Source organism: Inquilinus limosus (assembly GCF_051487185.1).
Taxonomy (GTDB): domain Bacteria; phylum Pseudomonadota; class Alphaproteobacteria; order DSM-16000; family Inquilinaceae; genus Inquilinus; species Inquilinus limosus_F.
The window spans coordinates 18,235-38,632 of the sequence record NZ_JAHVDK010000028.1 but is presented as its reverse complement, the minus strand read 5'-3'; the positions used below and the strand labels follow the sequence as shown (position 1 = coordinate 38,632).

Here is a 20,398-nt window from a genome sequence, read left to right as displayed (position 1 = left end):
ATGTCCAGGACACTGCGACTTCTGTTGGGAACCGCCGCCCTTCTGGCCTCCGCCACGCTCGCCCGGGCCGAGCCGGTGACGCTGGAGGTCTGGACCCATGACGATGAGGGCGAGTTCACCTATGTGCTGGCCAAGGAATTCGCGGCGCAGCATCCCGACATCAAGGTCAACATCAAGCACGTCAACTTCGCCGACGTGGTCAACGACGCGATGCGCGCCTACGCCGCCGGCTCGGCCCCCGACGTGATCGGCATCGACAACCCCGAGACGGCGATGTTCGCGGCACGCGGCGTTCTTCTGGACCTGACGCCTTATGTCGAGCAGTCGCAGGTGATCAAGGCCGACGCCTTCTATCCCGGCCCGCGCAACTCCTCGACCTGGGACGGCAAGCTCTTCGCCATCCCGCGCGCCTCCAACACCCTGGCCCTCTACTACAACGCCGACATGTTCAAGGCGGCCGGCCTCGACCCCGACAAGCCGCCGCAAACCTGGGACGAGCTGTACCAGGCGGCCAAGAAGCTCACTGATCCCACCAAGAACGTCTATGGCCTCGCCTTCTCCGCCATCGGCACGGAAGAGGGCACCTTCCAGTTCCTGCCCTTCATCCAGAGCGCCGGCGCCGACTACGACAGCGTCGGGTCGGACGGCGCGGTGCGGGCGCTGGAGTTCTGGCAGAAGCTGCTGGACGAGAAGCTGGCATCGCCCGACACGCTGATCCGCAGCCAGCACGATTCCGCCGGCACCTTCAACGCCGGCAGCGCCGCCATGGTCATCTCCGGTCCCTGGGAGCTGCCGTTCATGGCCAAGGAGGCCAAGTTCGACTACCGCGTCGCGCTGTTCCCGGTGGAGAAGGAGGGCAGCCCGCGCGCCTCGGCCCTCGGCGACTTCAACAACGTGATCTTCAAGACCTCCAAGCACCCGAAGGAGGCCTTCATGCTGCTGGAGTACATCTATTCGCAGAACCACCGGATCTGGAACGAGTTCGGCCTGCTGCCGCCGATCCAGGACGCGAAGGCCGACTCGCCGCAATGGCCGCAGGCCTATGCCGTGTTCACCGAGCAGATGCAGTATGCCCGGCCGCGCGGCCCGAACCCGGACTGGCCGAAGATCTCGAAGGCGATCCAGACCGCGATCCAGTCGACCCTGACCCATCAGACCGACGCCAAGACGGCGCTCGCGACCGCCCAGTCGACGATCGATCGCGTGCTGAAGAAGTGAGGACGACCGGACACGGCCTGATCATTCAAGCTCCCCCTCCCCTCGCGGGAGGGGGCAGGGGGAGGGGGTGTCGATGACGAGTGCCCAGATCCGCCAATCGATGACTGATCGTTCGGTGAATTCTCGACCCGCCTTCGCCCGCCTGCCCCTGCTGCGCACCCTGCGGGACGGCAGCGGCTTCGACGTGGCGCTGGTACTGTGCGCGGTCGGCTATCTGCTGGTCTTCGCCGCCTTCCCGCTGGTCTACACGCTGGTGATGTCGCTGCAGCAGGTTGACATGTTCTCGCTGGCCTCCTTCGACCGGCCCTTCGTCGGCCTCGACAACTACCGCGACGTGTTCTCGCGGCCGGAGGCGCTGCAGATCCTGAGGAACACCGTCCTCTTCGTCGTGCTGTCGATCACCTTCCAGCTGAGCATCGGCTTCGGCCTGGCACTGTTCTTCCAGCAGCCCTTCCCGGGCGCGACCTATATCCGCGGCGTGTTCCTGGCCGGCTGGATCATGCCGGCGCTGGTGGTCGGCGCGATCTGGAAATGGATCTTCGCCGGCGATTTCGGCGTGCTGAACTATGCCCTGACCAGCCTCGGCCTGACCGGCGGCAAGATCTTCTGGCTGTCCGACCCGGACGTGGCCCTGTTCGCCGTGATCATCGCCAATATCTGGCTGGGCATCCCGTTCAACATGATCCTGCTGTCGGTCGGCCTCGCCGCGATCCCGCGCGACCTGTACGAGGCGGCGGAGATCGATGGCGCCCGGGCGGGCCGCCGATTCCTGCACATCACCCTGCCGCTGATGCGGTCGACGCTCGGCGCCGTCATCGCTCTCGGCATCATCTTCACGCTGCAGCAGTTCGACCTGATCGCGGCCCTGACCAAAGGCGGCCCGGCCAACGCCTCCAACGTCGCCCAGTACTGGTCCTGGCAGATGTCGTTCGAGACTTACGAGATCTCGGCCGGCAGCGTCGTCGCCGTGCTGATGATCGCCCTCGTGATCCTGGTCGCGGCGCTCTATGTCCGCTCGACCGAACGGGAGCACGCGGCATGAAGTCGGCCAAGCCCTTCATCCTCCTCGGCCTCGCCCTGATCTTCGCGGCGATCTACCTGTTCCCGCTGTACTGGATGTACGTGACGGCGCTGAAGTCCGGCAGCGAGATCTTCGCCTTCCCGCCGAGCTTCTGGCCGACCGATCCGCAATGGCAGTTCGGCCGGATCTTCGCCGAGCAAGCGATGGACCGGTATCTCTGGAACTCGCTGCTGATCGCGATGGGCACCACGGCGCTGGCGACGCTGATCGGCACCGGCGCCGCCTATGCCCTGTCGCGGCACCGCAACGCCTGGACCGCCGTCGCCCTGTTCCTGGTGCTGATGCTGCAGGTGCTGCCGCCGTCGCTGATGGTCACGCCGATCTTCGTCGCCTTCAGCCAGGTCGGCCTCTTGGAGACGCCCCGCGCCGCCGTGGTGTTGGCCCAGACCGCCAAGGTGCTGCCGCTCTACATCGTGCTGTGCCGGTCGACCTTCCTGCAGGTGCCGCGGGAGCTGGAGGATGCGGCGCGGGTGGACGGCGCCTCGCGCGTCGGCGCCTTCCTGCGCATCATGATCCCCCTCGCCCGCAACGGCATCCTGGTGGTGTCGGTGCTGATCTTCCTGCAGTCCTTCGGTGAGTACGTCTATTCGCGATCGCTGATCGCGGCGGAGAATCTGCAGACCGCGACGGTCGGCCTGTCCTCGTTCATGGGCCCGAACACCAATGACTGGGGCGGGATCATGACCTATGCCGCGATCTACGTGACCCCGATCCTGATCGTCTTCGCCCTGCTGCAGCGCCGGATCGTCAGCGGGCTGACGGCCGGGGCGCTGAAGTAGGTTGCAGCGCTCGTCGGACGCCGGCCAGCAGCACCAGCGCCCAGATCGCCACCGCCAGCACCCCGAGCGCGCCGGCGATCGGCCGTTCGAAGAAGGCCAGGACGTCGCCGTCCGCCTTGATCATCGAGGTGAAGAAATGGTCCTCGAGCATCGGCCCGAGGATCAGGCCGAGGATCATCGGCGCCACCGGGAAGCCGTTTTCCTCCATCACGAAGCCGATCACGCCGAAGACCAGGATCACCAGCACGCCCAGCAGCGAGTTCTCGATCGCGAAGGCGCCGACGATGCAGAACATCAGGATCAGCGGGCTTAGCAGGCTGCGCGGCAGCAGCAGGATCTGCCGCGCCGCCCGGATGGTGGCGAGGCCCAGCGGAATCATGACGATGTTCGCCAGGATGAAGATCAGGAAGATGGCGTACATCTGCGGCGCCTGCTCGATGAACAGGGTCGGCCCAGGGTTCAGCCCCTTGAGATACAGCACGCCGATCGCGATCGCGGTGATCGAATCCCCGGGGATGCCGAACACCAGCGCGGGCACCCAGGCGCCGGCCAGAGCCGAGTTGTTGGCCGAGCCGCTTTCGATGATGCCTTCGACATGGCCGGTGCCGAACTTCTCCGGCGTCTTCGAAAAGCGCTTGGAGACGGCGTAGGACATCCAGGCGGCGATGTCGGCGCCGGCGCCCGGCAGGATGCCGATGATGGTGCCGAGCACGCTGCCGCGCAGGAAGCCGAGCGGATAGGTGAGGAGCAGCCGCAGCTGGCCGGCCAGGACATTGCCCGAGGGCTGGCGCGCCACCTCGATCGGCTGGCGGATCGCCAGGACGGCGCGCATCACCTCCGACACGGCGAAGAGGCCGACCATGACGTTGATCGGGTTGATGCCGCCCATCAGGTCGACGCTGCCGAAGGTGAAGCGCGGCACGCCCGCCGGGTTCTGCAGCCCGATGCAGGAGACGAACAGGCCCAGCAGCAGCGCCGCGAGGCCCTTGGTGACCTGGGCGCCGGAAATGAAGACGGCACAGGACAGGCCCAGCAGGACCAGCCAGAAATATTCGAAGGAGCTGAAGCTCAGCGCGAAATCGGCCAGGGCCGGCGCCGCCAGGATCAGCACCGCCGTGCCGAACAGCCCGCCGAGCGCCGAGAAGAACAGCCCGGCGCCGAGCGCCATCTCCGCCCGCCCGCTGCGGGTCATGGCATAGGCCTCGTCGGTATAGGCGGCGGAGGCCGGGGTGCCGGGCATGCGCAGGAGGCAGCCCGGGATGTCGCCGGAGAAGATCGCCATGGCGGTCGCGGTCACGATCGCCGCCACCGCCGGGATCGGCGGCATGAAGAAGGTGACCGGGATCAGGAGGGCGGTCGCCATGGTCGCGGTCAGCCCCGGAATGGCGCCGACCAGCATGCCGTAGACGGCCGAGCCGGCGATCACCGCCAGCACATAGGGGTCGAGGACGAGATGGAGGGCCTGGATCAGGTCGGTCATCGCGTCACCCCAGAAGGAGGCCGAGCCAGCCGCGTGGCAGCGGCACCCGCAGCCCCCTGGCGAAGCCGAGATAGAGGCCGACCGCCATCACCGCGGCGAAGACGGCGGCGGTGGCCAGCCGGGCGCCGAGCGTGGCCGCCAGCACCAGCAGGAGGACGAAGGCGGTCGGCACGAAGCCGATATGGTCGGCCACCAGGATGTAGACGGCCGGCGCCGCCAGGGTCAGGGCCAGGTCGCGCCAGGAGCGCGGCGACCGCGCCCAGTCGCTGAGGCCGAGGGCCGGGCTGCGCTGCCGCAGCCCGGCCAGGATCAGCGGCAGGGCGGTGACCGCCAGCGCCACGCCGATGACGAGCGGGAAGGACCCGGCCCCGAAGGCCTGGCCCGGCATGGGCGGACGCCCTGCCGCGGCCCAGGCGATGGCGATGCCGGCCAGCAGCAGGACGGCCCCGAAGATCGCATCGTTGAAGCGCACGAGACGGATCCAGCTACTTGGCGAGGCCGGTGGCCTTCATCACCTCGCCGAGCGCGTCGTTCGAGGTCTTCATATAGGCGGCGAACTCCTCGCCCAGCGCGACCTTGGTGCCGAAGCCGCGCGATGTGACCATCTCCTGGTACTCGGCGCTCTGCACGATCCGGCCAATCGTTTCGGTCAGCTTCTTGGCCACATCTTCCGGCATGCCCTTGGGGCCGCCGACGCCGCGCCAGGCGCCCATCGTCCAGCCGCTGCCGGTCACGCTCTTCAGCGTCGGCACGTTGGGGTAAAGGGCGCTCGGCTCCGCATCCATGATCGCCAGCGCCTTGACCTTGCCGGCATCGATCAGCGATCGGGCCTCAGGCAGCGACACCGGCGTCAGGTCGACGCCGCCAGCGACCAGGTCCTGCAGCCCCGGCGCCGCCCCCTGGCTGGGCACCCAGGTCACCGCCGCGGGGTCGAGCCCGGCGTCGCGCAGCATGCCCGCCAAGGCCAGGTGCCAGATGCCGCCCTGCCCGGTGCCGGAGGCCTTGAGCTTGCCGGGATTGGCCTTGATCGCCTCCAAGAGCGCCTTCAAGTCGCCATGCGGCGAGTCCGCCGCCACCTCGATCGCCGCCGGATCGGCATTGATCAGCGCCAGCGGCGTGTAGCTCTCCCAGGTCAGGTCGGTCAGCCCCTGCCAGTGCATCATGTTGATCTCGACCGTCAGCGTGCCGATGGTGTAGCCGTCGGCCGGCGCGGTCGCGATCGCGGTGTGGCCGACGACGCCGCTGCCGCCGGTGCGGTTCACGACGTTGACCGGCTGGCCCAGCTCCTTCTCCAGGAACGACGCGAGGATGCGGGAGACGGCGTCGGTGCCGCCGCCGGCGGCCCAGGGCACGATGTAGGTGATCGGCCGCTCCGGCCATTCCGCCTGCGCGGCGGGCGCCGCCACGGCGGCCAGCACGGTGCCGGCGAGGCCGGCGATCACGGTCTTGAGCATGGTTTCCCCCTTCTGTTTGTCGTGATGTCTGGTCAACTCCCGGTCTTGGCGCCGGGTTCGAGGTGCGGCGCCTGGATCAGTAGCCGCCGCCCTTGGCCTCCTTGAGGCCCGCCCCCTCACGATAGGCCTTGTACGCGGCCACGGAGCCGGACGCCGCCTGGCGCAGATAGGGCACGTCGCCGCCGCCCGTCACCATCTGATAGCCGCGGTCGAACAGCTCGGCCCAGGTGGCGGCGGAGCTGGGCACGGTGCCGAGCGGCGTGCCGGTCGGCCGCACCGCATCCTCGATCTGCTTGACCAGATCCTGCACCCGCGGGTCGTGCAGCTGCTCCAAGAGGCCGATCGAGCCGCCGAGATCGTTGACGCCGATGAACACCATGTCGATGCCGTCGACCTTGGCGATGGCCGCGGCCTCCGGCACCGCCTCCCTGGATTCGATCTGGGCGAGCAGCAGCAGGTTGTCGTTCGCCTTGCGCATGTAGTCCGGCTCGAAGCCATAGGTCGAGGCGCGCACCACCGGCGCCGCATAGCCGCGCCGGCCGGCTGGCGGATAGCGGCAGGCGCGGACCAGTGCCTCGGCATCGGCGGCGCTCTCGATCATCGGCACCATCAGGCTGTCGGCGCCGGCATCCAGCACCCGCTTCAGCCAGACCGGGTCATGCGCCGGCACCCGCACCACCGCCGGGGTATCGGCGGCCTGAATCGCCCGCAGCAGGTCGATGGTGTCGTCGATGCCGCCGGGCCCGTGCTCGGTGTCCAGGATGACGAAGTCGAAGCCGGCATGGGCCATGATCTCCGCCACCGTGGGCGAGCCGCTGCCGACCCAGGCGCCGAACAGCTTGTCACCGCGGCGCAGCCTTTCCTTCAACCGGTTGGGGCGAAACATTCCGGGGGTTTCCTCCTCGATTCGGCCGAAGTGTAGGACCGACGCATCATGTCGGACAATAACCGCCATTCTTCCGGTTGAGCAGCAGTCGATCGGGCGGGTTTCGGAAACCGGCGGCGATCCCTATATTCTGCCGGCCATGAATTCTCTCGGTTTCGACAAGCCCCCGGCCGCGACGCGGGTCGTGGTCGCCATGTCCGGCGGCGTGGACAGCTCCGTCGTCGCGGCCCAGCTGGCCGAGCAGGGCTATGACGTGGTCGGCATCACGCTGCAGCTCTACGACCACGGCATCGCCATTCAGCGCAAGGGCGCCTGCTGCGCCGGCGCCGACATCTACGACGCCCGGACCGTGGCCGACCGCATCGGCATTCCGCATTACGTGCTGGACTACGAGAGCCGCTTCGGCCAGGCGGTGATGGACGATTTCGCCGACAGCTACCTGCGCGGCGAGACGCCGATCCCCTGCATCCGCTGCAACCAGCGGGTCAAGTTCCGCGACCTGATGGAGACGGCGCGCGACCTGGGCGCCGACTGCCTGGCCACCGGCCATTATGTCCGCCGGGTCGAGGGGCCGAACGGGCCGGAGCTGCACCGCGCCGTCGATCCCGGCAAGGATCAGAGCTACTTTCTGTTCGCCACCACGGCGGAGCAGCTGGCCTTTCTACGTTTCCCCCTCGGCGGCAACAGCAAGGCCGAGACCCGGGCCGAGGCCGTGCGCCTGGGCCTCGCCGTCGCCGACAAGCCGGACAGCCAGGACATCTGCTTCGTGCCCGAGGGCCGCTACGGCGAGGTGGTGGCGCGGCTGCGCCCCGGCGCGGTCGGGCCGGGCGACATCGTGCATCTCGACGGCACCGTGCTGGGCCGGCACCAGGGCATCGTCAACTACACCATCGGCCAGCGGAAGGGCCTGGGCATCGGCGGCCGCAAGTCGGATGACGAGCCGCTCTACGTCGTCCGGCTGGACCCCGAGGCGCGGCGGGTGATCGTCGGCCCCTGGTCGGCGCTGGCCCGGCACAGCGTGGCTCTGACCGAGCTGAACTGGCTGGACCGGGCGCCCGGCCCCGAGGGCCGGCAGGTCGAGGCCAAGCTGCGCTCCGCCCAGGCGCCGGTGCCGGCGACGGTGCGGCTGACCGGGCCGGATTCGGCGGTGCTGGATCTGCACGCGCCGCAGCACGGGGTGGCGCCCGGCCAGGCCGCCGTGCTTTATGACGGCGACCGCGTGCTCGGCGGCGGCTTCATCGCCCGGGCCGAGCGCGCCGCCGCCTGATCCCACGTTCCCACGGACAGAGAGGACCTTCGCCCATGTCGCTCGACGCCCTCGCCGAAGCCGTGCGCGGCCGCGCCGCCGGTGGCGCCCCGCTCGATGCCCGGGTCAAGTTCGACCTTGGCGCCGACGGCTTCATCGTGCTCGACGGCACCGGCCCGGCGCCGGCCGTCTCGATCGGCGACGCCCCGGCCGACGTGACCCTGAGCATGAAGGCGGAGACGCTACGGCGGATGATCGACGGGTCCCTGAGCCCGACCATGGCCTACATGACCGGCAAGATCAAAGCCAACGGGTCGCTCACCGTCGGCATGAAGCTGGCGGCGCTGCTGGACGACTGAGGGCCGGCCCTCCGACACTTCGACGGACACCGCAGCGTCGACGCGCGACACGCGCCCGCGCGCAGAGCATGGTGGACCGGCAACCGAGGAGGCCCCCCATGCCCGCCGACCGTGCCGCGCCGCCCGTCGCCGACTATCTGCTGCTGGCGCTGCTTGCCACCCTCTGGGGCGCCTCCTACAGCTTCATCAAGCTCGGCGTCGCCACCATCCCGCCGGTGACGCTGATCGCGGCGCGCACCCTGATCGCCGGCGCCATCCTGTTGCTGGTGCTGCGGCTGCGCGGCATCGCCCTGCCGAGCGACGGGCGGACCTGGCGGCTGTTCGCGGTGCAGGCGCTGGTCAACAGCACCATCCCCTTCGTCCTGATCGCCTGGGGCGAGACCCGGGTCGATGCCGGGCTGGCGGCGATCCTGAACTCGACCTCGCCGATCTTCACCTTCCTGTTCACCTGGGCGGTGACCCGGCACGAGGCGGTGACCGGCCGCAAGCTGCTCGGTGTGGCCGCCGGCGTGGCCGGGATCACGCTGGTGATCGGCCTGGACGCCCTGTCCGGCGCCGGGCAACAGCTGCTGCCGCAGCTCGCGATCGTCGCCGCCACGGTGTGCTACGGCATCGCCGCCATCTTCGGCCGCAACTTCAAGGGGCTGGACCCGATGGTGCCGGCCGCCGGGTCGATGCTGGCGGGCGCGGCGATGCTGATCCCGCTCAGCCTCCTCCTCGACCGGCCCTGGGCGCTGGCGCCCTCCACTGCCTCACTCGGCGCGCTGGCCGGGCTGGCCGTGGTCTCGACCGCCCTCGCCTTCGTGATCTATTTCCGGCTGATCGCCTCGCTCGGCTCGGTCGCCACCATGGCGCAGGCCTATCTGCGGGTGCCGATCGGGGTCGCGATCGGCGTGGTCTTCCTGGGCGAGACCCCGGCCCCGACCGCGCTGTCCGGGCTGGTGCTGGTGGTGATCGGCGTCGCCGCGATGACACTGCCCGGCCGGACGCGGGCGACGGCCAAGCCCGCGTAGCTGGCCAGCCCGGAACGGCATAATCGTCGCCGCATATAGCAAAGGGAGAGGGCTCACCCATCGGCGGCCCCTCTCTTACCGTCGGCTCTTAGATGGGCGTGAGTGGCGCTCTTGATCAGCCACAAAGGCGGCCAGGACGGCATTCATCCTAGTCTGATAACCAGCTCCCTCACCCTTAAAATAGTCCAAAACGTGCTTGTCCACTCTGATGGTGATGGAGACCTTGGGCTCGGGAACGTCTCGGGAAGCGCGATCAAACCACTCCTTGTCGAGATGACGCACACGACCTTCGTCTTCGATTTGATGTGCGTCGATCTCCTCCGCCGTTGTCGCTTCGACCTTAGCCCAATCCGTCTTCCGACGGCCCTTCTCGGGCGATGCGGTCACGATACAACTCCTTCTCGTAGGGCCTAGCCTTCCTGGCGGTGATGATCCGCCGGACTTTCGGCTCCTCTGTGTACATCCAGATAACGACGAGCACGTGACCTGTAAGCGCTCCAATCGTTTCGAAACGGTCTTCGCCGTTGCGAGGCGAATAAGAGGTCAACGTCGCGCGCCCTTCAATCAGCTCAGGAAGGTCCTCGAACGCGATGCCGCGGTCCCTCCACACCTTCTCGGCCTTCCTCTTGTCCCATTGGTAGAGGTATTCCACGATGCAAGTCCCTTTTTGATGGCTTTAGCCAGAATTTTCTGCGCATCACGTCTTCCCCTACTCGTGCGTCCGACTTGGTTATTGAGTGCGGTGGATAGCCGGACGCTTCAGCCACCGCACCTGTGGATCCTTATCCATGTATGTACATACATGCCGAATGTCAAGAAACCTGAGCCGTACCACCTGTTCCCAGACATGCGGCAACGGTCGCAGCCTTGCTGTGGCGATGCCACGCTGGTGCAGCGCTCAGGCAAGGAGGTCGCCGAAGAACTCTGCCAAGCTGCCCCAAGCGACGGCCCGGCCCGCCTACGTGCCCGGCGTGCCGACCACGACCGCGGTCGGGTCCTTGACCTGCAGGATGCGGGCGGCGACCGCTTTCACCTGTTCCGGCGTCACCGCCCCGATCAGGCCGGGATAGCGGTCGATGAAGTCGCGGCCGCGGCCGGCGAGCTGCAGCGACAGCACATAGCCGGCGAGCGCATCATGGGAGGCGAAGCCCAGCGGATAGCTGCCGATCAGATAGCTCTTGGCCTCCGCCACCTCCTGCTCGGTTGGGCCTTCCGCCGCCAATCGCGCGATCTCGTCCCGGATCACCGACAGGCTCTCCCCCGCCTTGTCGGCCCGGGTGCCGGCGGTGATCAGCAGGAGCCCGGTGCGCTTCAGCTGGATCGTGTCGCTGTCGACCGAATAGGCCAGGCCGCGCTGCTCCCGCACCGCACGGTAGAGCCGCGAGGTGAAGGTCGAGCCGCCGAGGATGTGGTTCATCACGATCGACGGGAAATAGTCGGGGTCGTCGCGCCGCGGCGCCGGGACGCCGAGCTGGATCGACGCCTGCGATACCGCCATCGGCACGGTCTCGGCCCCCTTGGCGGCCACCGTGATCTCCGGCACCGGCCGGCGGTCGCCCTTGGCCGGCAGGCCGCCGAAGATCCGGTCCAGCACCGGGCCCAGCGTGGCGGCATCGATGTCGCCGACGACCCCCAGGCGCAGCCCGTCCCGCGCAAACAGGCGCTGGCGCAAATCCGCCAGGTCGTCACGGGTGATTGCGACGACGCTGTCCTTGGTGCCGATGGTCGGCCGGCCATAGGGGTGGCCCGGGAAGGCGGCGGCGGACCAGCGGTCGTCGGCGATGGTGCCGGGGTCGTTTTCCTGGAAGTTCAGCTCGGCCAGGCGACCGGCCTTGATCCGGTCGAGGTCGTCCTGCTCCAGCCGCGGCTCCGCCAGCGCCAGGCGCAGCAGCTCGAAGGCGGCGTCGCGCTCAGTGGTCAGCGTCTTCAGCCGGCCGCCGCTGTAGTCCTGCGAGGTGGAGAAGCTGAGCTGGATCGAGCGGTCGGCCAGCGCCGCCTTGAAGCCGGCGGCGTCGTAGGGGCCGGCCCCCTCGGTCAGCATCTCGCCCAGCAGCGAGGCCAGGCCGGCCTTGCCCTCCGGATCCTGGGCCGCGCCGCCCTCGAAGGCGAAGGACACGGTGATGGCCGGCACGGTGTGGTCCTCGACCAGCCAAGCCTCAATGCCGCCCGGGCTGACCACGCGGTCGATCGTGGTCGCGGCGGCGGGCAGCGTGGCGGCGGCGAGCAGCAGCCCGGCCCCGGCCAGGGCGGCGCGCAGCGGGGACAGGGTCGGCTTCATCGGCATCATCCTCGCGCGTTCAGGGCTGCTTCGCCTGGACCGCATCCGCCGGGCGGGTCAGGAGCCCGGTGACGGAGCGCGGCAGTTGCAGATAAGTCCGTGCCGCCTGCTGCACGTCGGCAGCGGTGACCGCGGCGATGCGGGCCGGCCAGCCCTGCACGTCGGCGACGCTGCGGCCCAGCGCCGCCGCCTCGCCGAAGACCCGGGCCAGCGCCCCCGGATCGTCCTGGCCGTAGATCGCGCCGGCCAGCAGGCGGCGCTTGGCCCGCGCCAGCTCCTCCTCCGGCACCGTCTCGTCGCGCACCTCAGCCAGCACCGCATCCATCGCCGCCTCGAGCTCCGGCAGCGTCGTGTCGCCGCGCGGCACGGCGTAGATGGCGAAGGGGCTGTAGTCGAGCATGTCCGGGTCGTAGCCGGCACCGGCCATCGCCGCCTTGCCCTGTCCGGTCACCAGGGCGCGGTAGAGCCGGCCGGTCTCGCCCGACAGCACCGCCGTCAGGACCTGCAGCGCCGCCGCCTCGCCCGGCGCCGCCGTGACCACCGACGGGGCGAGATAGTTGCGGCGCAGATAGGGCTGGCCGGCGCGGGCGTCGGTCAGCTCCAGCCGGCGCGGCGCCGGCGGCTCCGGCTCCTTCGCCCGGATGCGCGGCGGCGGCTCGGCCCGGCGGCGGACCGGGCCGTAGATCTCCTCGGCCAGCTTGCGCACTGCGTCCGGATCGACGTCGCCGGCGATCACCACAGTGGCGTTGTTCGGCGTGTAGAACCGGTCGTAGAAGGCGAGCGCGGTCTCGCGCCGCAGCGCCTCGATCTCCGCCGGCCAGCCGATCACCGGCGCGCGGTAGGGGTGGTTGAGGTAGAGCACGGCGTTCATCGCCTCGCCCAGCCGCGAGGACGGCTCGTTCTCGATCCGCATCCGCCGCTCCTCCAGCACCACGTCGCGCTCGGCGTTGACCCGCTTCTCCTCGAGCACGAGGTTCTGCATCCGGTCGGCCTCGTAGCGCATCACCAGCGGCAGGTTCTCCTTCGCCACCGACTGGTAGTAGGCGGTGTAGTCGGCGGTGGTGAAGGCGTTCTCGACCCCGCCCAGCGCCGCCAGCTCCTGCGAATAGCCCTGCGGCTTGGACGTGGTGCCGTGGAACATCAGATGCTCGAGGAAATGGGCGATGCCGGACTGGCCGGGCGCCTCGTCCGCGGCGCCGACGCGGTACCACACCATCTGCGTCGCCACCGGGGCGGTGCCGGCCGGGATGACGATCAGCTGCAGCCCGTTGTCGAGGATGAAGCTGCGGGCCTGCGGTGCGATCCGGAGGTCGTCGGGCAGCGGCGCCGGCGCCGCCAGCGGCGGCCCGCCTGCCGGCGGGGCTGAGGGCGGCGCCGCCGTTTCCTGGGCGAAGGCGGGCATGGCTACGGCGACGCCCAGGGCCAGGGCGGCGGCGAGCCGGCGGAGGGAGAGGCGCATCGCGGTCATGCGTCCTTGGTACCGGAAGCGCCACCGGCGCCGCAAGCCGGCGCGCCGTCGCGCCGGGCTTTCCGGGCGGCTTGACAGCGGCGGCGGCGGGCGCGTATACGCTCGGGCCCGATGGCTGGGTAGCTCAGTGGTAGAGCAGGGGAATCATAATCCCTTGGTCGGGGGTTCAAATCCCTCCCCAGCTACCAAGATTGGAACCGCGTGCCGCGGATTTCCCTGACAAGACAAGATGATGAGGGCGGAGAGACGGATCCCCGTTTCTCCGCCCTTCCTGTTCCGGCCGCACCTCAGCCCGGGCTGTGGCCGGCCAGGCGCGGCAGCAGCCGGGCCCAGCCGAGCATTCCGTCGCGGAACCGCTCCAGCCGGAAGAACTCGTTCGGCGAGTGGTAGTCCTCGTCCGCGGTCGAGAAGCTGAAGAACACCGTCTCGATCCCCAGGACGCGGCGGAAGACGGTGCCGATCGGGATCGTCGCCCCCATCGCCACCCGCAGCGGCGGCTGGCCGAACAGCTCGCCCAGCACCGCCTCGGTCAGCCCCAGCACCGGCTGGTCGGCCGGCAGGGCGAAGGCCGGGGAGCCCGGGCCGTGGCGCCGGATCTCGAGGCGATAGCCGGCCGGGGCGTGCCGCCGCAGATGCGCCTCGATCGCGGCGAAGACCCGCTCCGGGTCCTGGCCGGCGACCAGGCGGCAGGAGAGCTTGGCGCCGGCCCTGGCCGGGATCACCGTCTTGGTGCCGGGCCCGCCATAGCCGCCGGTGATGCCGTTCAGCTCCAGCGTCGGCTTCAGCCATTGCCGGATCAGAAGATCCTCGGCCGACGGCATCGGCTGCGGCGCCGGCGCGCCGATCGCGGCGAAATAGCCCTGCGGGTCGAAGCCGGAGGCGCGGATGGCCTCGACCAGCTTCGGATCCGGCGGGGTGATGCCGTCATGGAATCCTTCGACCGCGACCTCGCCGGCCTCGTCGTGCAGCGTCGCCAAGAGGCGGGCCAGGGCCGGCAGCGGGTTGGGGGCGCTGCCACCGTGCCGGCCGGAATGCAAATCCTTGGCGGCGCCATGCAGCTCCAGCTCCAGCGCCAGCATGCCGCGGCTGGCGACGGTGACGGTCGGCAGGTCGGGCCGCCACATCGCGCCGTCGGCCGACAGCACCACATCGGCGGCCAGCCGCTTCTTCTCGGCCGCGACCAGCGCCTCGAGATGGGCGCTGCCGCATTCCTCCTCACCCTCATACAGGAACTTCAGGTTCACCGGCAGACGGCCCTCGCGCTCCAGGAAGGCCTCGGCCACCAGGATCGGGATCAGCGACGGCCCCTTATCGTCCGAGGCGCCGCGGGCATAGAGGCGGCCGTCGCGGATCTCGGGCGCGAAGGGCGGAGAGGTCCACAGCTCGACCGGGTCGGGCGGCTGCACGTCGTAATGGCCGTAGACCAGCACGGTCGGCGCGCCCGGGGCGTGGCACCATTCCGCCACCACCGCCGGATGGCCGTCGGTCGGCAGGATCTCGACCCTCTCCAGCCCCGCCCGGGCCATGCGGTCGGCGATGAAGCGGGCCGCCCGCTGCACCTCCGGCGCATAGGCGGGATCGGTGCTGACGCTCGGGATCGAGCAGTATTGCTTCAGCTCTTCGACATGCCGCTCGAACCGGTCCAGCAGCAGGGTTTCGACCGTGCTCATCGTCCACCGTCCAGATTCATCCACCGGCCGGTGATGCAGCCGGCCGACTCGAAGCGAAGAACAGCACGACGGTGCCGAGCTCGTCGATGCTTGGCGTAGCCTGATGCGCGATCATCGGAATCCCCGATGATGAGTTTCGGGCATTCCCGTTTCCCTTCTTGCCGCCGCCACGGGAGAACCGCCGCGAGGCGCTGCCGTCCCATCGATCCGTCCGGCAGCCCAGGATGGAGGTCCCATGAGTTCGAACATCGAGACAGCGAAGCCACGCGTGCTGATCGTCGGCGGCAGTTCCGGGATGGGGCTGGCGCTGGCCGAACGCCTGCTGGCGGACGGCGCCGAGGTGACGATCGTCGGCCGGGGCGCGGCCCGGCTCGCAGCGGCCCGGGCGAGCCTGCTGCACCAGGAGCGGCTGCGCACGATCGCGGCCGACATCGCCCGGGAAGACCAGGTCGTGCGGCTGTTCGAGCAGAGCGGCCCGCTCGATCACATCGTCACCACCGCGGCCGATATCGAAGGCGCCTATCAGCTCCTGCCCTCGCTGGAGCTCGCCGCCGCGCGCCGGGTCATCGATTCCAAGCTCATCGGCCCGCTGCTCCTGGCCAAACACGGCGCGCCGGCGCTCTCGCCCACGGGCTCGATCACCTTCACCTCGGGCATCGCCGCCTATCGTCCCGCGGCGCGGGGCTCGGTCGTCGCCGCGATCAACGGCGCGCTGGCTTCGCTGGCCGCCGCGCTGGCGGTCGAGCTCGGGCCGATCCGGGTCAACGTGGTCTCGCCGGGCTGGGTCGATTCACCGATCTGGCAATTCGTCGCCGGCGACGCCAAGGCCGCGACGCTCGAGGCCATGGCCAAGAAGCTGCCGGTCGGACGGGTTGGACGGCCGGCCGACATCGCCGATGCAATCCGTTTCCTGATCGGCAACGGCTTCGTCACCGGGACGGTGCTGCATGTCGAGGGCGGGCATCGGCTGGTCTGAGAGCCTGAAGCCGTCGCGGGCCGCGTCCAGGAACAGGCGCAGGGTCGGCGGCTGCACGCGCCGCCGGCGCCAGATCATGGACACGGGAACGAAGTCGATATCGCCGACCCATGGCAAGGCGACGACGCTCCCGCCGGCCTCCGCGGCGACCAGGCCGGGAACCAGCGCGCATCCGGCCCCCATCTCGACGAGACGCCGGATGGTGTTGATGCTGCTGAACTCCCCGGCCACGCCCGGGCGGCCCGGGGCTTCCGCGGGAAACGCGCTCTCGAACATCTGCCGATAGACGCAGCCCTGTTCCGTCACCAGGAAGGATTCGCCCAGGAGATCACCGGTCCCGATCGTGTCGCGCCCCGCCAGCCGGTGGCCCGGCGGGGCGATCACGACGAGCCTCTCCTGTGCAACGGGCTCGCTCTGCAGTTCCGGCTCGGGCACACCGCCGAAGGCGAAGCAGACATCCATCTCGCCGCTGCGCACGCCCCGGCGCAGCTCGCCGCTGCCGGCGACCTTCAGCTGCAGAGCGATGGCGGGATGCGCCCGGCCGAACGTGGCCAGAAGCGGCGCCAGCCGGCTGGTGGCGAGCGTCTCCAGCCCACCGATCGTCAGCGTCCCGGCGGCCAGACCCGCCGCATCCGCCACCGCCGAGCGCGCCTCGTCGGCGAGGGCGAGGAGATCACCGGCGTAGTCGAGCAGCCGCCGGCCGGCCTCGGTCAGCCGAAGCCGGCGCCGCGACCGGTCGAACAGCGGCGTTCCGAGATCCGCTTCGAGCGCCTGGATCTGCTCCGTCACGCTGGACTGGGCCAGATGGACCTCCTCGGCCGCCCGCGTCATGTTGAGGCGCGCAGCCACGGCCGCGAATGTCTTCAGATGTCGGAGTTGCACGCCTAGCCCGCCCTCGCTGCATCCCGATCCGGCTGCCATGCCGACCCTGCGGCAGGATCGCAAATGCACAAGGCCGGCACCAGCGACGCCAATGGGGCGAAAAGGAAGCCCGGCCCGAGGCGTGGTGGGGGGAGCCTCGGGCCGGGCTATGGCGCCGTCATGGACGGAGGGCACCTGAGGCCAGCTTGGAACGAAGGGAAGCACCGTTCCAGGGTTGCCGGCCCCCCTATTTGCAAGCCTTCCCGCCCGACGGAACCGCCGCGCCTCCGCCGCCGTTCCGTCGGCGAGGAGGCCAGCATGACGACGCCCCGCAAGCCCACCAAAGAAGCGCGTCCGGAGAAGGACCGGAAGGCGGCCAACCGGAAGGTCGACGAGGCCTCGGCCGAGAGCATGGACGCGAGCGATCCGCCCTCTTTCAACCCCGGCACCGCCGGAGCGGGGGAGGACCGCCGATCGGCCCCGGCGAAGCCGAAGGAAGGCCGTTGAGCTGCCCTGACCCAACCCTGATCAGCGGTCCGGCAACAGCCGCCAGCTCCGCAGCTCGAACGGCTCGAGGTCGTGCGGCCGGTCGCGCGGCGCCGGCTCCTCCAGCAGCGACACCGGCTCGCCCAGGCGCCAGCCCTCCGGGACGGTGATCGACAGCGGCCCACGCGCCCCGGCCGGCTCATAGAGGCGCAGCACCAGGCCGTCGCCCTCCTCCGCCGGCTTCAGGGCGGCCAGGCCGACCCTGATGCCGGAGATCATCAGGGGCGTGTGGAGCCCGACCGCGAGATTGCGGGCCGGCAGCGCCAGCAGCGGCTGGTTCAGGTCCTCCGCCGCCTCGCGCACCCCGCCCTCGTGCCAGTCGCCTTCATGCGGCAGGATTGAATAGGTGAACTCCTGCACCCCCTCATCGGCCAGCGGGTCGGGGTAGATCGGCGCGCGGACCAGGCTGAGGCCCAGCACGTTGCCGAGCGCGCTGTGGCCGTATTTGCCGTCGTTCAACAGGGCGACGCCGAAGCCCGGCTCCGACAGATCGGCGAAGCGGTGGCCTGGCACCTCGAACTTCGCCTGGTCCCAGGAGGTGTTGCGGTGGGTCGGCCGCCGCACCACGCCGAAGGCGCATTCGAAGCTCGCCGTCTCCGCCCGCACCGCGACCGGCACCAGGGCGCGGAGCAGCACCCGCCGGTTGTGCCAGTCGAGCCGGGTGTGGATGTCGAGCCGCGGCGAGTTCGCCCACAGCGTCAGTGTCTGGGTGATGATCGAGTCGCGGAACCGGCGGACCAGCCGCAGCGCCGCCCGGTGCGGCCCGTCCTCGACCAGCTCCGCCGCCTCCAGCCCGGTCAGCTCGAAGCCCTCGCGATCGTAATCCGCCTCAACGTCCCAGGCGTCCCAGCTGCGCGGCTTGTCGGCCGGGTAGAGCCAGAGCTGGTTGCCGCGCCCGGCCAGCGCGTCGCGGCCGGTCGGCTTGTGCAGCAGGCGGGCGATGGTGCCGTCGGAGCCAATCTCCACCCGCAGGAAACGGTTCTCAAGATGGCTGCCCGTGGTCGACCACCCAGCCGACAACCCGGGCGCCGCCTCCAGCGCCGCACGGTCGAGCACGACGACGCCGAGCGGCGGCACCGTCAGGTCGGGGGCCGCGGCCTGCCCGTCGAGCTCCAGCCGCAGCGGGCGCGGCGACAGGTCGGGGTTCACCACCACCAGCGCGTCGGCGGTGCCGCCCGCCGGCAGGGCGGCGGCGATCGCCGCCATCGCCTCGGCCTGGCGGGCCAGGCCGGCGTCGCGCGCCGCCGCCAGCTCACGCTCCGCATCCTCATAGACCTCGCGGATGCTGGAGCCGGGCAGGATGTCGTGGAACTGGTTCTTCAAGAGGCCGCGCCAGGCCGGCTCCAACCCGTCGAAACGGCGCCCGCCGAGCAGCGCCGAAAGGCTGCCGGCGACCTCAGCCGCGATCAGCGCCCGCTCCGCCTGCCGGTTCAGGCGCTTGGTGCGGCCCTGGCTGGTCAGGGTGCCGCGGTGCAGCTCGAGATAGATCTCGCCGAGCCAGACCGGCAGCTCCTCCACCGCCACGCGCTCGCGGATGCGGGTGAAGAACTCATCGACCCGCGCCAGCCGCAGCTCCGGCAGCGCCGGGAAATCGGCCAGCTGGGCCTGGCGCTCCAGCATCTCCGGCGTCACCCCGCCGCCGCCGTCGCCGAAGCCGATGGCGAGCAGGCTTTCGTCATGCACCGTCTTGCCGCGGAAGTTGCGCCAGGTCGGCAGCACGCAATCGGCCCGGATGGTGCCGTTGTAGCCCTGGATCGGGTTGTCGAAGGTGTGGACCAGGACGCGGCTGCCGTCGAGCCCTTCCCACTGGAACAGGTCGTGGGGGAAGCGGTTGGTTTCCGACCAGTTCACCTTGATGGTGAAGAAGCTGTCCATGCCGCCCTGGCGCAGCAGCTGCGGCAGGGCCGGCGAGAAGCCGAAGCAGTCGGGCAGCCAGCACACGGTGTGGCGCCGGCCGAAGACACGCTCGAAATAGCGCTGGCCGTACAGGATCTGGCGCACCAGGCTTTCGCCGGTCGGCATGTTGGTGTCGGGTTCGACCCACAATCCGCCGATCGTCTCCCAGCGCCCTTCCGCCGCCCGCTCGCGGATCTGGGCGAAGAGCTCCGGGTCGTCGTCCTCGACCTGGACGTAATAGGCGGCGGTCGACTGGTTGAAGACGAAACCCGGGAACCGCTCCATCAGCCGCAGCGCGGTGTGGAAGGTGCGCCGGGCTTTGCGCCGCGTTTCGGCATAGGGCCACAGCCAGGCCAGATCGATATGGGCATGGCCGGTGATGGCGAGCCGGCCCTGCGGCGGGAACCGTTCGCGCAGACCGCGCAGCGCCGCCACCAGCCCGTCATGCGCCGCGGCCGCCGCCGCCCGCTCCGCCTCGCCCAGCGCCGGCGGCCGGCGGTCGAGCTCGGGCAGCTGCCAGATCGCCTGCTGCTGCGGCAGCCGCGCGGTGCGGGCGAGATAGGCTCCGGTCGCCGACGGCCAGTCGAGCGACCGCAGCGCCGCCTCGGCCGCCGCCAGCAGATGCGGCACCGCCTCGTGCTCCTCCAGTGCCAGCGCCGTCTCCCAGACCTGGCGCAGCAGCAGGGCCAGGCGGTGCACCACCGGGTCGATCCAGACCAGCCGGGCCTCGTTCAGCCGAGGATGGTGCACCGGCTGGCCGAAGGGCAGGCGCGGCACGCTTTCGGTCTCGATCCGGATCCGGCGGGCGCGCAGCGGGAATTCGCGGTGATTCGGGTCGAGCCCGAAGCGGGTGGTCCCCACACCCTCCTCATGCAGGGTCAGCAGGCTTTCGCCGCCGACATCGAGATGAAGCCGGGTCTCGTCCAGCGGCCAGGCGGCCGGCACCTCGGCCTCGGCGGCGAAGGCCAGGACGCCTTCCTTGTGCGGCCAGGGATCTCCGAGCGCCAGGCCCCGGCCGTCGCAGCGCCAATGCTCGATCGGCTCGCTCGCCCGCTCCCGCCAGCACAGAATCTCGGCGATGCGGGCGTCCAGGCGATGCAGACGCTGGGCGATGGACAGGCTCATTCCGATCTCTCCGATGGGCGAGGGCAGGACGGCGCGATGCCTGCGGAACCTGGGGAGACGCG

General features: G+C 70.1%; 18 protein-coding genes, 1 tRNA gene and 1 pseudogene. 9 read left to right on the top strand and 11 right to left on the bottom strand.

Going from position 1 to position 20,398, the window contains the following annotated elements; genetic code table 11:
* From KXR53_RS27125 to KXR53_RS27115, 3 genes are all read left to right on the top strand, one after another.
* Positions 1-1,218, top strand: a complete 1,218-nt coding sequence (locus KXR53_RS27125) for an ABC transporter substrate-binding protein (protein WP_437378425.1) — start codon at positions 1-3, stop codon at positions 1,216-1,218.
* A gap of 115 nt (positions 1,219-1,333) precedes the next feature.
* The gene (locus tag KXR53_RS27120; RefSeq protein ID WP_437378424.1) at positions 1,334-2,260 is read left to right on the top strand and encodes a carbohydrate ABC transporter permease; all 927 of its coding nucleotides are present in this window, start codon (positions 1,334-1,336) and stop codon (positions 2,258-2,260) included.
* The gene (locus KXR53_RS27115; RefSeq protein WP_437378423.1) at positions 2,257-3,078 is read left to right on the top strand and encodes a carbohydrate ABC transporter permease; all 822 of its coding nucleotides are present in this window, start codon (positions 2,257-2,259) and stop codon (positions 3,076-3,078) included. Before KXR53_RS27120 ends, KXR53_RS27115 begins: the two co-directional genes overlap by 4 nt.
* Here the strand turns inward: KXR53_RS27115 and KXR53_RS27110 are convergent.
* The 4 genes from KXR53_RS27110 to KXR53_RS27095 all read right to left on the bottom strand — a co-directional run bounded on the left by KXR53_RS27110 (position 3,047) and on the right by KXR53_RS27095 (position 6,898).
* Entirely contained in the window at positions 3,047-4,558 is a 1,512-nt protein-coding gene (locus KXR53_RS27110) for a tripartite tricarboxylate transporter permease (protein ID WP_437378422.1), read from the bottom strand. The two genes, KXR53_RS27115 and KXR53_RS27110, sit on opposite strands and share 32 nt — an antisense overlap.
* A gap of 4 nt (positions 4,559-4,562) precedes the next feature.
* Positions 4,563-5,030, bottom strand: coding sequence for a tripartite tricarboxylate transporter TctB family protein (locus tag KXR53_RS27105; protein ID WP_437378421.1), 468 nt, complete (start codon positions 5,028-5,030; stop codon positions 4,563-4,565).
* Positions 5,031-5,043: 13 nt separating this feature from the next.
* Positions 5,044-6,012, bottom strand: a complete 969-nt coding sequence (locus KXR53_RS27100; protein WP_437378420.1) for a tripartite tricarboxylate transporter substrate binding protein — start codon at positions 6,010-6,012, stop codon at positions 5,044-5,046.
* 76 nt (positions 6,013-6,088) lie between these two features.
* Positions 6,089-6,898 (bottom strand): HpcH/HpaI aldolase family protein, encoded by an 810-nt coding sequence (locus tag KXR53_RS27095; protein WP_437378419.1) that lies wholly within the window; start codon positions 6,896-6,898, stop codon positions 6,089-6,091.
* A gap of 139 nt (positions 6,899-7,037) precedes the next feature.
* Between KXR53_RS27095 and mnmA the strand changes: the two genes are divergently transcribed.
* The 3 genes from mnmA (at position 7,038) to KXR53_RS27080 (ending at position 9,516) form a co-directional block, all read left to right on the top strand.
* Positions 7,038-8,165, top strand: a complete 1,128-nt coding sequence (gene mnmA / locus KXR53_RS27090) for a tRNA 2-thiouridine(34) synthase MnmA (RefSeq protein WP_437378418.1) — start codon at positions 7,038-7,040, stop codon at positions 8,163-8,165.
* Positions 8,166-8,200: 35 nt separating this feature from the next.
* Positions 8,201-8,503 (top strand): SCP2 sterol-binding domain-containing protein, encoded by a 303-nt coding sequence (locus tag KXR53_RS27085; protein WP_026872416.1) that lies wholly within the window; start codon positions 8,201-8,203, stop codon positions 8,501-8,503.
* A 98-nt stretch (positions 8,504-8,601) separates the two neighbouring features.
* Positions 8,602-9,516 carry a DMT family transporter gene (locus KXR53_RS27080; protein ID WP_437378417.1) on the top strand — a complete coding sequence of 305 codons (915 nt, stop codon included), beginning with the start codon at positions 8,602-8,604 and terminating at the stop codon, positions 9,514-9,516.
* A 75-nt stretch (positions 9,517-9,591) separates the two neighbouring features.
* Here the strand turns inward: KXR53_RS27080 and KXR53_RS27075 are convergent, their stop codons facing one another.
* The 4 genes from KXR53_RS27075 to KXR53_RS27060 all read right to left on the bottom strand — a co-directional run bounded on the left by KXR53_RS27075 (position 9,592) and on the right by KXR53_RS27060 (position 13,253).
* Positions 9,592-9,903, bottom strand: a complete 312-nt coding sequence (locus tag KXR53_RS27075; RefSeq protein WP_437378416.1) for a BrnA antitoxin family protein — start codon at positions 9,901-9,903, stop codon at positions 9,592-9,594.
* Positions 9,857-10,168 (bottom strand): BrnT family toxin, encoded by a 312-nt coding sequence (locus KXR53_RS27070; protein ID WP_437378415.1) that lies wholly within the window; start codon positions 10,166-10,168, stop codon positions 9,857-9,859. The genes KXR53_RS27075 and KXR53_RS27070 overlap by 47 nt, the downstream gene beginning before the upstream one ends.
* A gap of 306 nt (positions 10,169-10,474) precedes the next feature.
* Positions 10,475-11,794, bottom strand: coding sequence for a M16 family metallopeptidase (locus KXR53_RS27065; RefSeq protein WP_437378414.1), 1,320 nt, complete (start codon positions 11,792-11,794; stop codon positions 10,475-10,477).
* Between the two features lie 19 nt (positions 11,795-11,813).
* Positions 11,814-13,253 (bottom strand): M16 family metallopeptidase, encoded by a 1,440-nt coding sequence (locus KXR53_RS27060; RefSeq protein ID WP_437378413.1) that lies wholly within the window; start codon positions 13,251-13,253, stop codon positions 11,814-11,816.
* A 122-nt stretch (positions 13,254-13,375) separates the two neighbouring features.
* On the opposite strand from KXR53_RS27060, the gene KXR53_RS27055 reads away from it, so the two are divergent.
* A tRNA-Met gene (locus KXR53_RS27055) sits at positions 13,376-13,450 on the top strand.
* Positions 13,451-13,549: 99 nt separating this feature from the next.
* On the opposite strand, the gene KXR53_RS27050 is transcribed toward KXR53_RS27055, so the two are convergent.
* Entirely contained in the window at positions 13,550-14,932 is a 1,383-nt protein-coding gene (locus KXR53_RS27050) for a dipeptidase (RefSeq protein WP_437378412.1), read from the bottom strand.
* A gap of 235 nt (positions 14,933-15,167) precedes the next feature.
* Here KXR53_RS27050 and KXR53_RS27045 point away from each other — a divergent pair, with 235 nt between their 5' ends.
* Positions 15,168-15,908, top strand: a complete 741-nt coding sequence (locus tag KXR53_RS27045) for an SDR family oxidoreductase (protein ID WP_437378411.1) — start codon at positions 15,168-15,170, stop codon at positions 15,906-15,908.
* Positions 15,909-15,926: 18 nt separating this feature from the next.
* On the opposite strand, the pseudogene KXR53_RS27040 reads toward KXR53_RS27045, so the two are convergent.
* Positions 15,927-16,829, bottom strand: a pseudogene (locus KXR53_RS27040) (LysR family transcriptional regulator); the annotation flags it as partial.
* Between the two features lie 258 nt (positions 16,830-17,087).
* Between KXR53_RS27040 and KXR53_RS27035 the strand changes: the two are divergent.
* Positions 17,088-17,276 carry a hypothetical protein gene (locus KXR53_RS27035; protein ID WP_437378410.1) on the top strand — a complete coding sequence of 63 codons (189 nt, stop codon included), beginning with the start codon at positions 17,088-17,090 and terminating at the stop codon, positions 17,274-17,276.
* A 21-nt stretch (positions 17,277-17,297) separates the two neighbouring features.
* Here the strand turns inward: KXR53_RS27035 and KXR53_RS27030 are convergent, their stop codons facing one another.
* On the bottom strand, positions 17,298-20,336 hold the full coding sequence (locus KXR53_RS27030; RefSeq protein ID WP_437378409.1) for an alpha-mannosidase: 3,039 nt from the start codon (positions 20,334-20,336) through the stop codon (positions 17,298-17,300).
* Positions 20,337-20,398 lie beyond the last annotated feature (62 nt).

Coding starts and splice junctions, on each gene's coding strand:
- KXR53_RS27125 (WP_437378425.1), top strand. CDS start 1: ATGTCCAGGACACTGCGACTTCTGTTGGGAACCGCCGCCCTTCTGGCC.
- KXR53_RS27115 (WP_437378423.1), top strand. CDS start 2,257: ATGAAGTCGGCCAAGCCCTTCATCCTCCTCGGCCTCGCCCTGATCTTC.
- KXR53_RS27110 (WP_437378422.1), bottom strand. CDS start 4,558: ATGACCGACCTGATCCAGGCCCTCCATCTCGTCCTCGACCCCTATGTG.
- KXR53_RS27100 (WP_437378420.1), bottom strand. CDS start 6,012: ATGCTCAAGACCGTGATCGCCGGCCTCGCCGGCACCGTGCTGGCCGCC.
- KXR53_RS27095 (WP_437378419.1), bottom strand. CDS start 6,898: ATGTTTCGCCCCAACCGGTTGAAGGAAAGGCTGCGCCGCGGTGACAAG.
- mnmA (WP_437378418.1), top strand. CDS start 7,038: ATGAATTCTCTCGGTTTCGACAAGCCCCCGGCCGCGACGCGGGTCGTG.
- KXR53_RS27085 (WP_026872416.1), top strand. CDS start 8,201: ATGTCGCTCGACGCCCTCGCCGAAGCCGTGCGCGGCCGCGCCGCCGGT.
- KXR53_RS27080 (WP_437378417.1), top strand. CDS start 8,602: ATGCCCGCCGACCGTGCCGCGCCGCCCGTCGCCGACTATCTGCTGCTG.
- KXR53_RS27065 (WP_437378414.1), bottom strand. CDS start 11,794: ATGAAGCCGACCCTGTCCCCGCTGCGCGCCGCCCTGGCCGGGGCCGGG.
- KXR53_RS27060 (WP_437378413.1), bottom strand. CDS start 13,253: ATGCGCCTCTCCCTCCGCCGGCTCGCCGCCGCCCTGGCCCTGGGCGTC.
- KXR53_RS27050 (WP_437378412.1), bottom strand. CDS start 14,932: ATGAGCACGGTCGAAACCCTGCTGCTGGACCGGTTCGAGCGGCATGTC.
- KXR53_RS27045 (WP_437378411.1), top strand. CDS start 15,168: ATGAGTTCGAACATCGAGACAGCGAAGCCACGCGTGCTGATCGTCGGC.
- KXR53_RS27035 (WP_437378410.1), top strand. CDS start 17,088: ATGACGACGCCCCGCAAGCCCACCAAAGAAGCGCGTCCGGAGAAGGAC.
- KXR53_RS27030 (WP_437378409.1), bottom strand. CDS start 20,336: ATGAGCCTGTCCATCGCCCAGCGTCTGCATCGCCTGGACGCCCGCATC.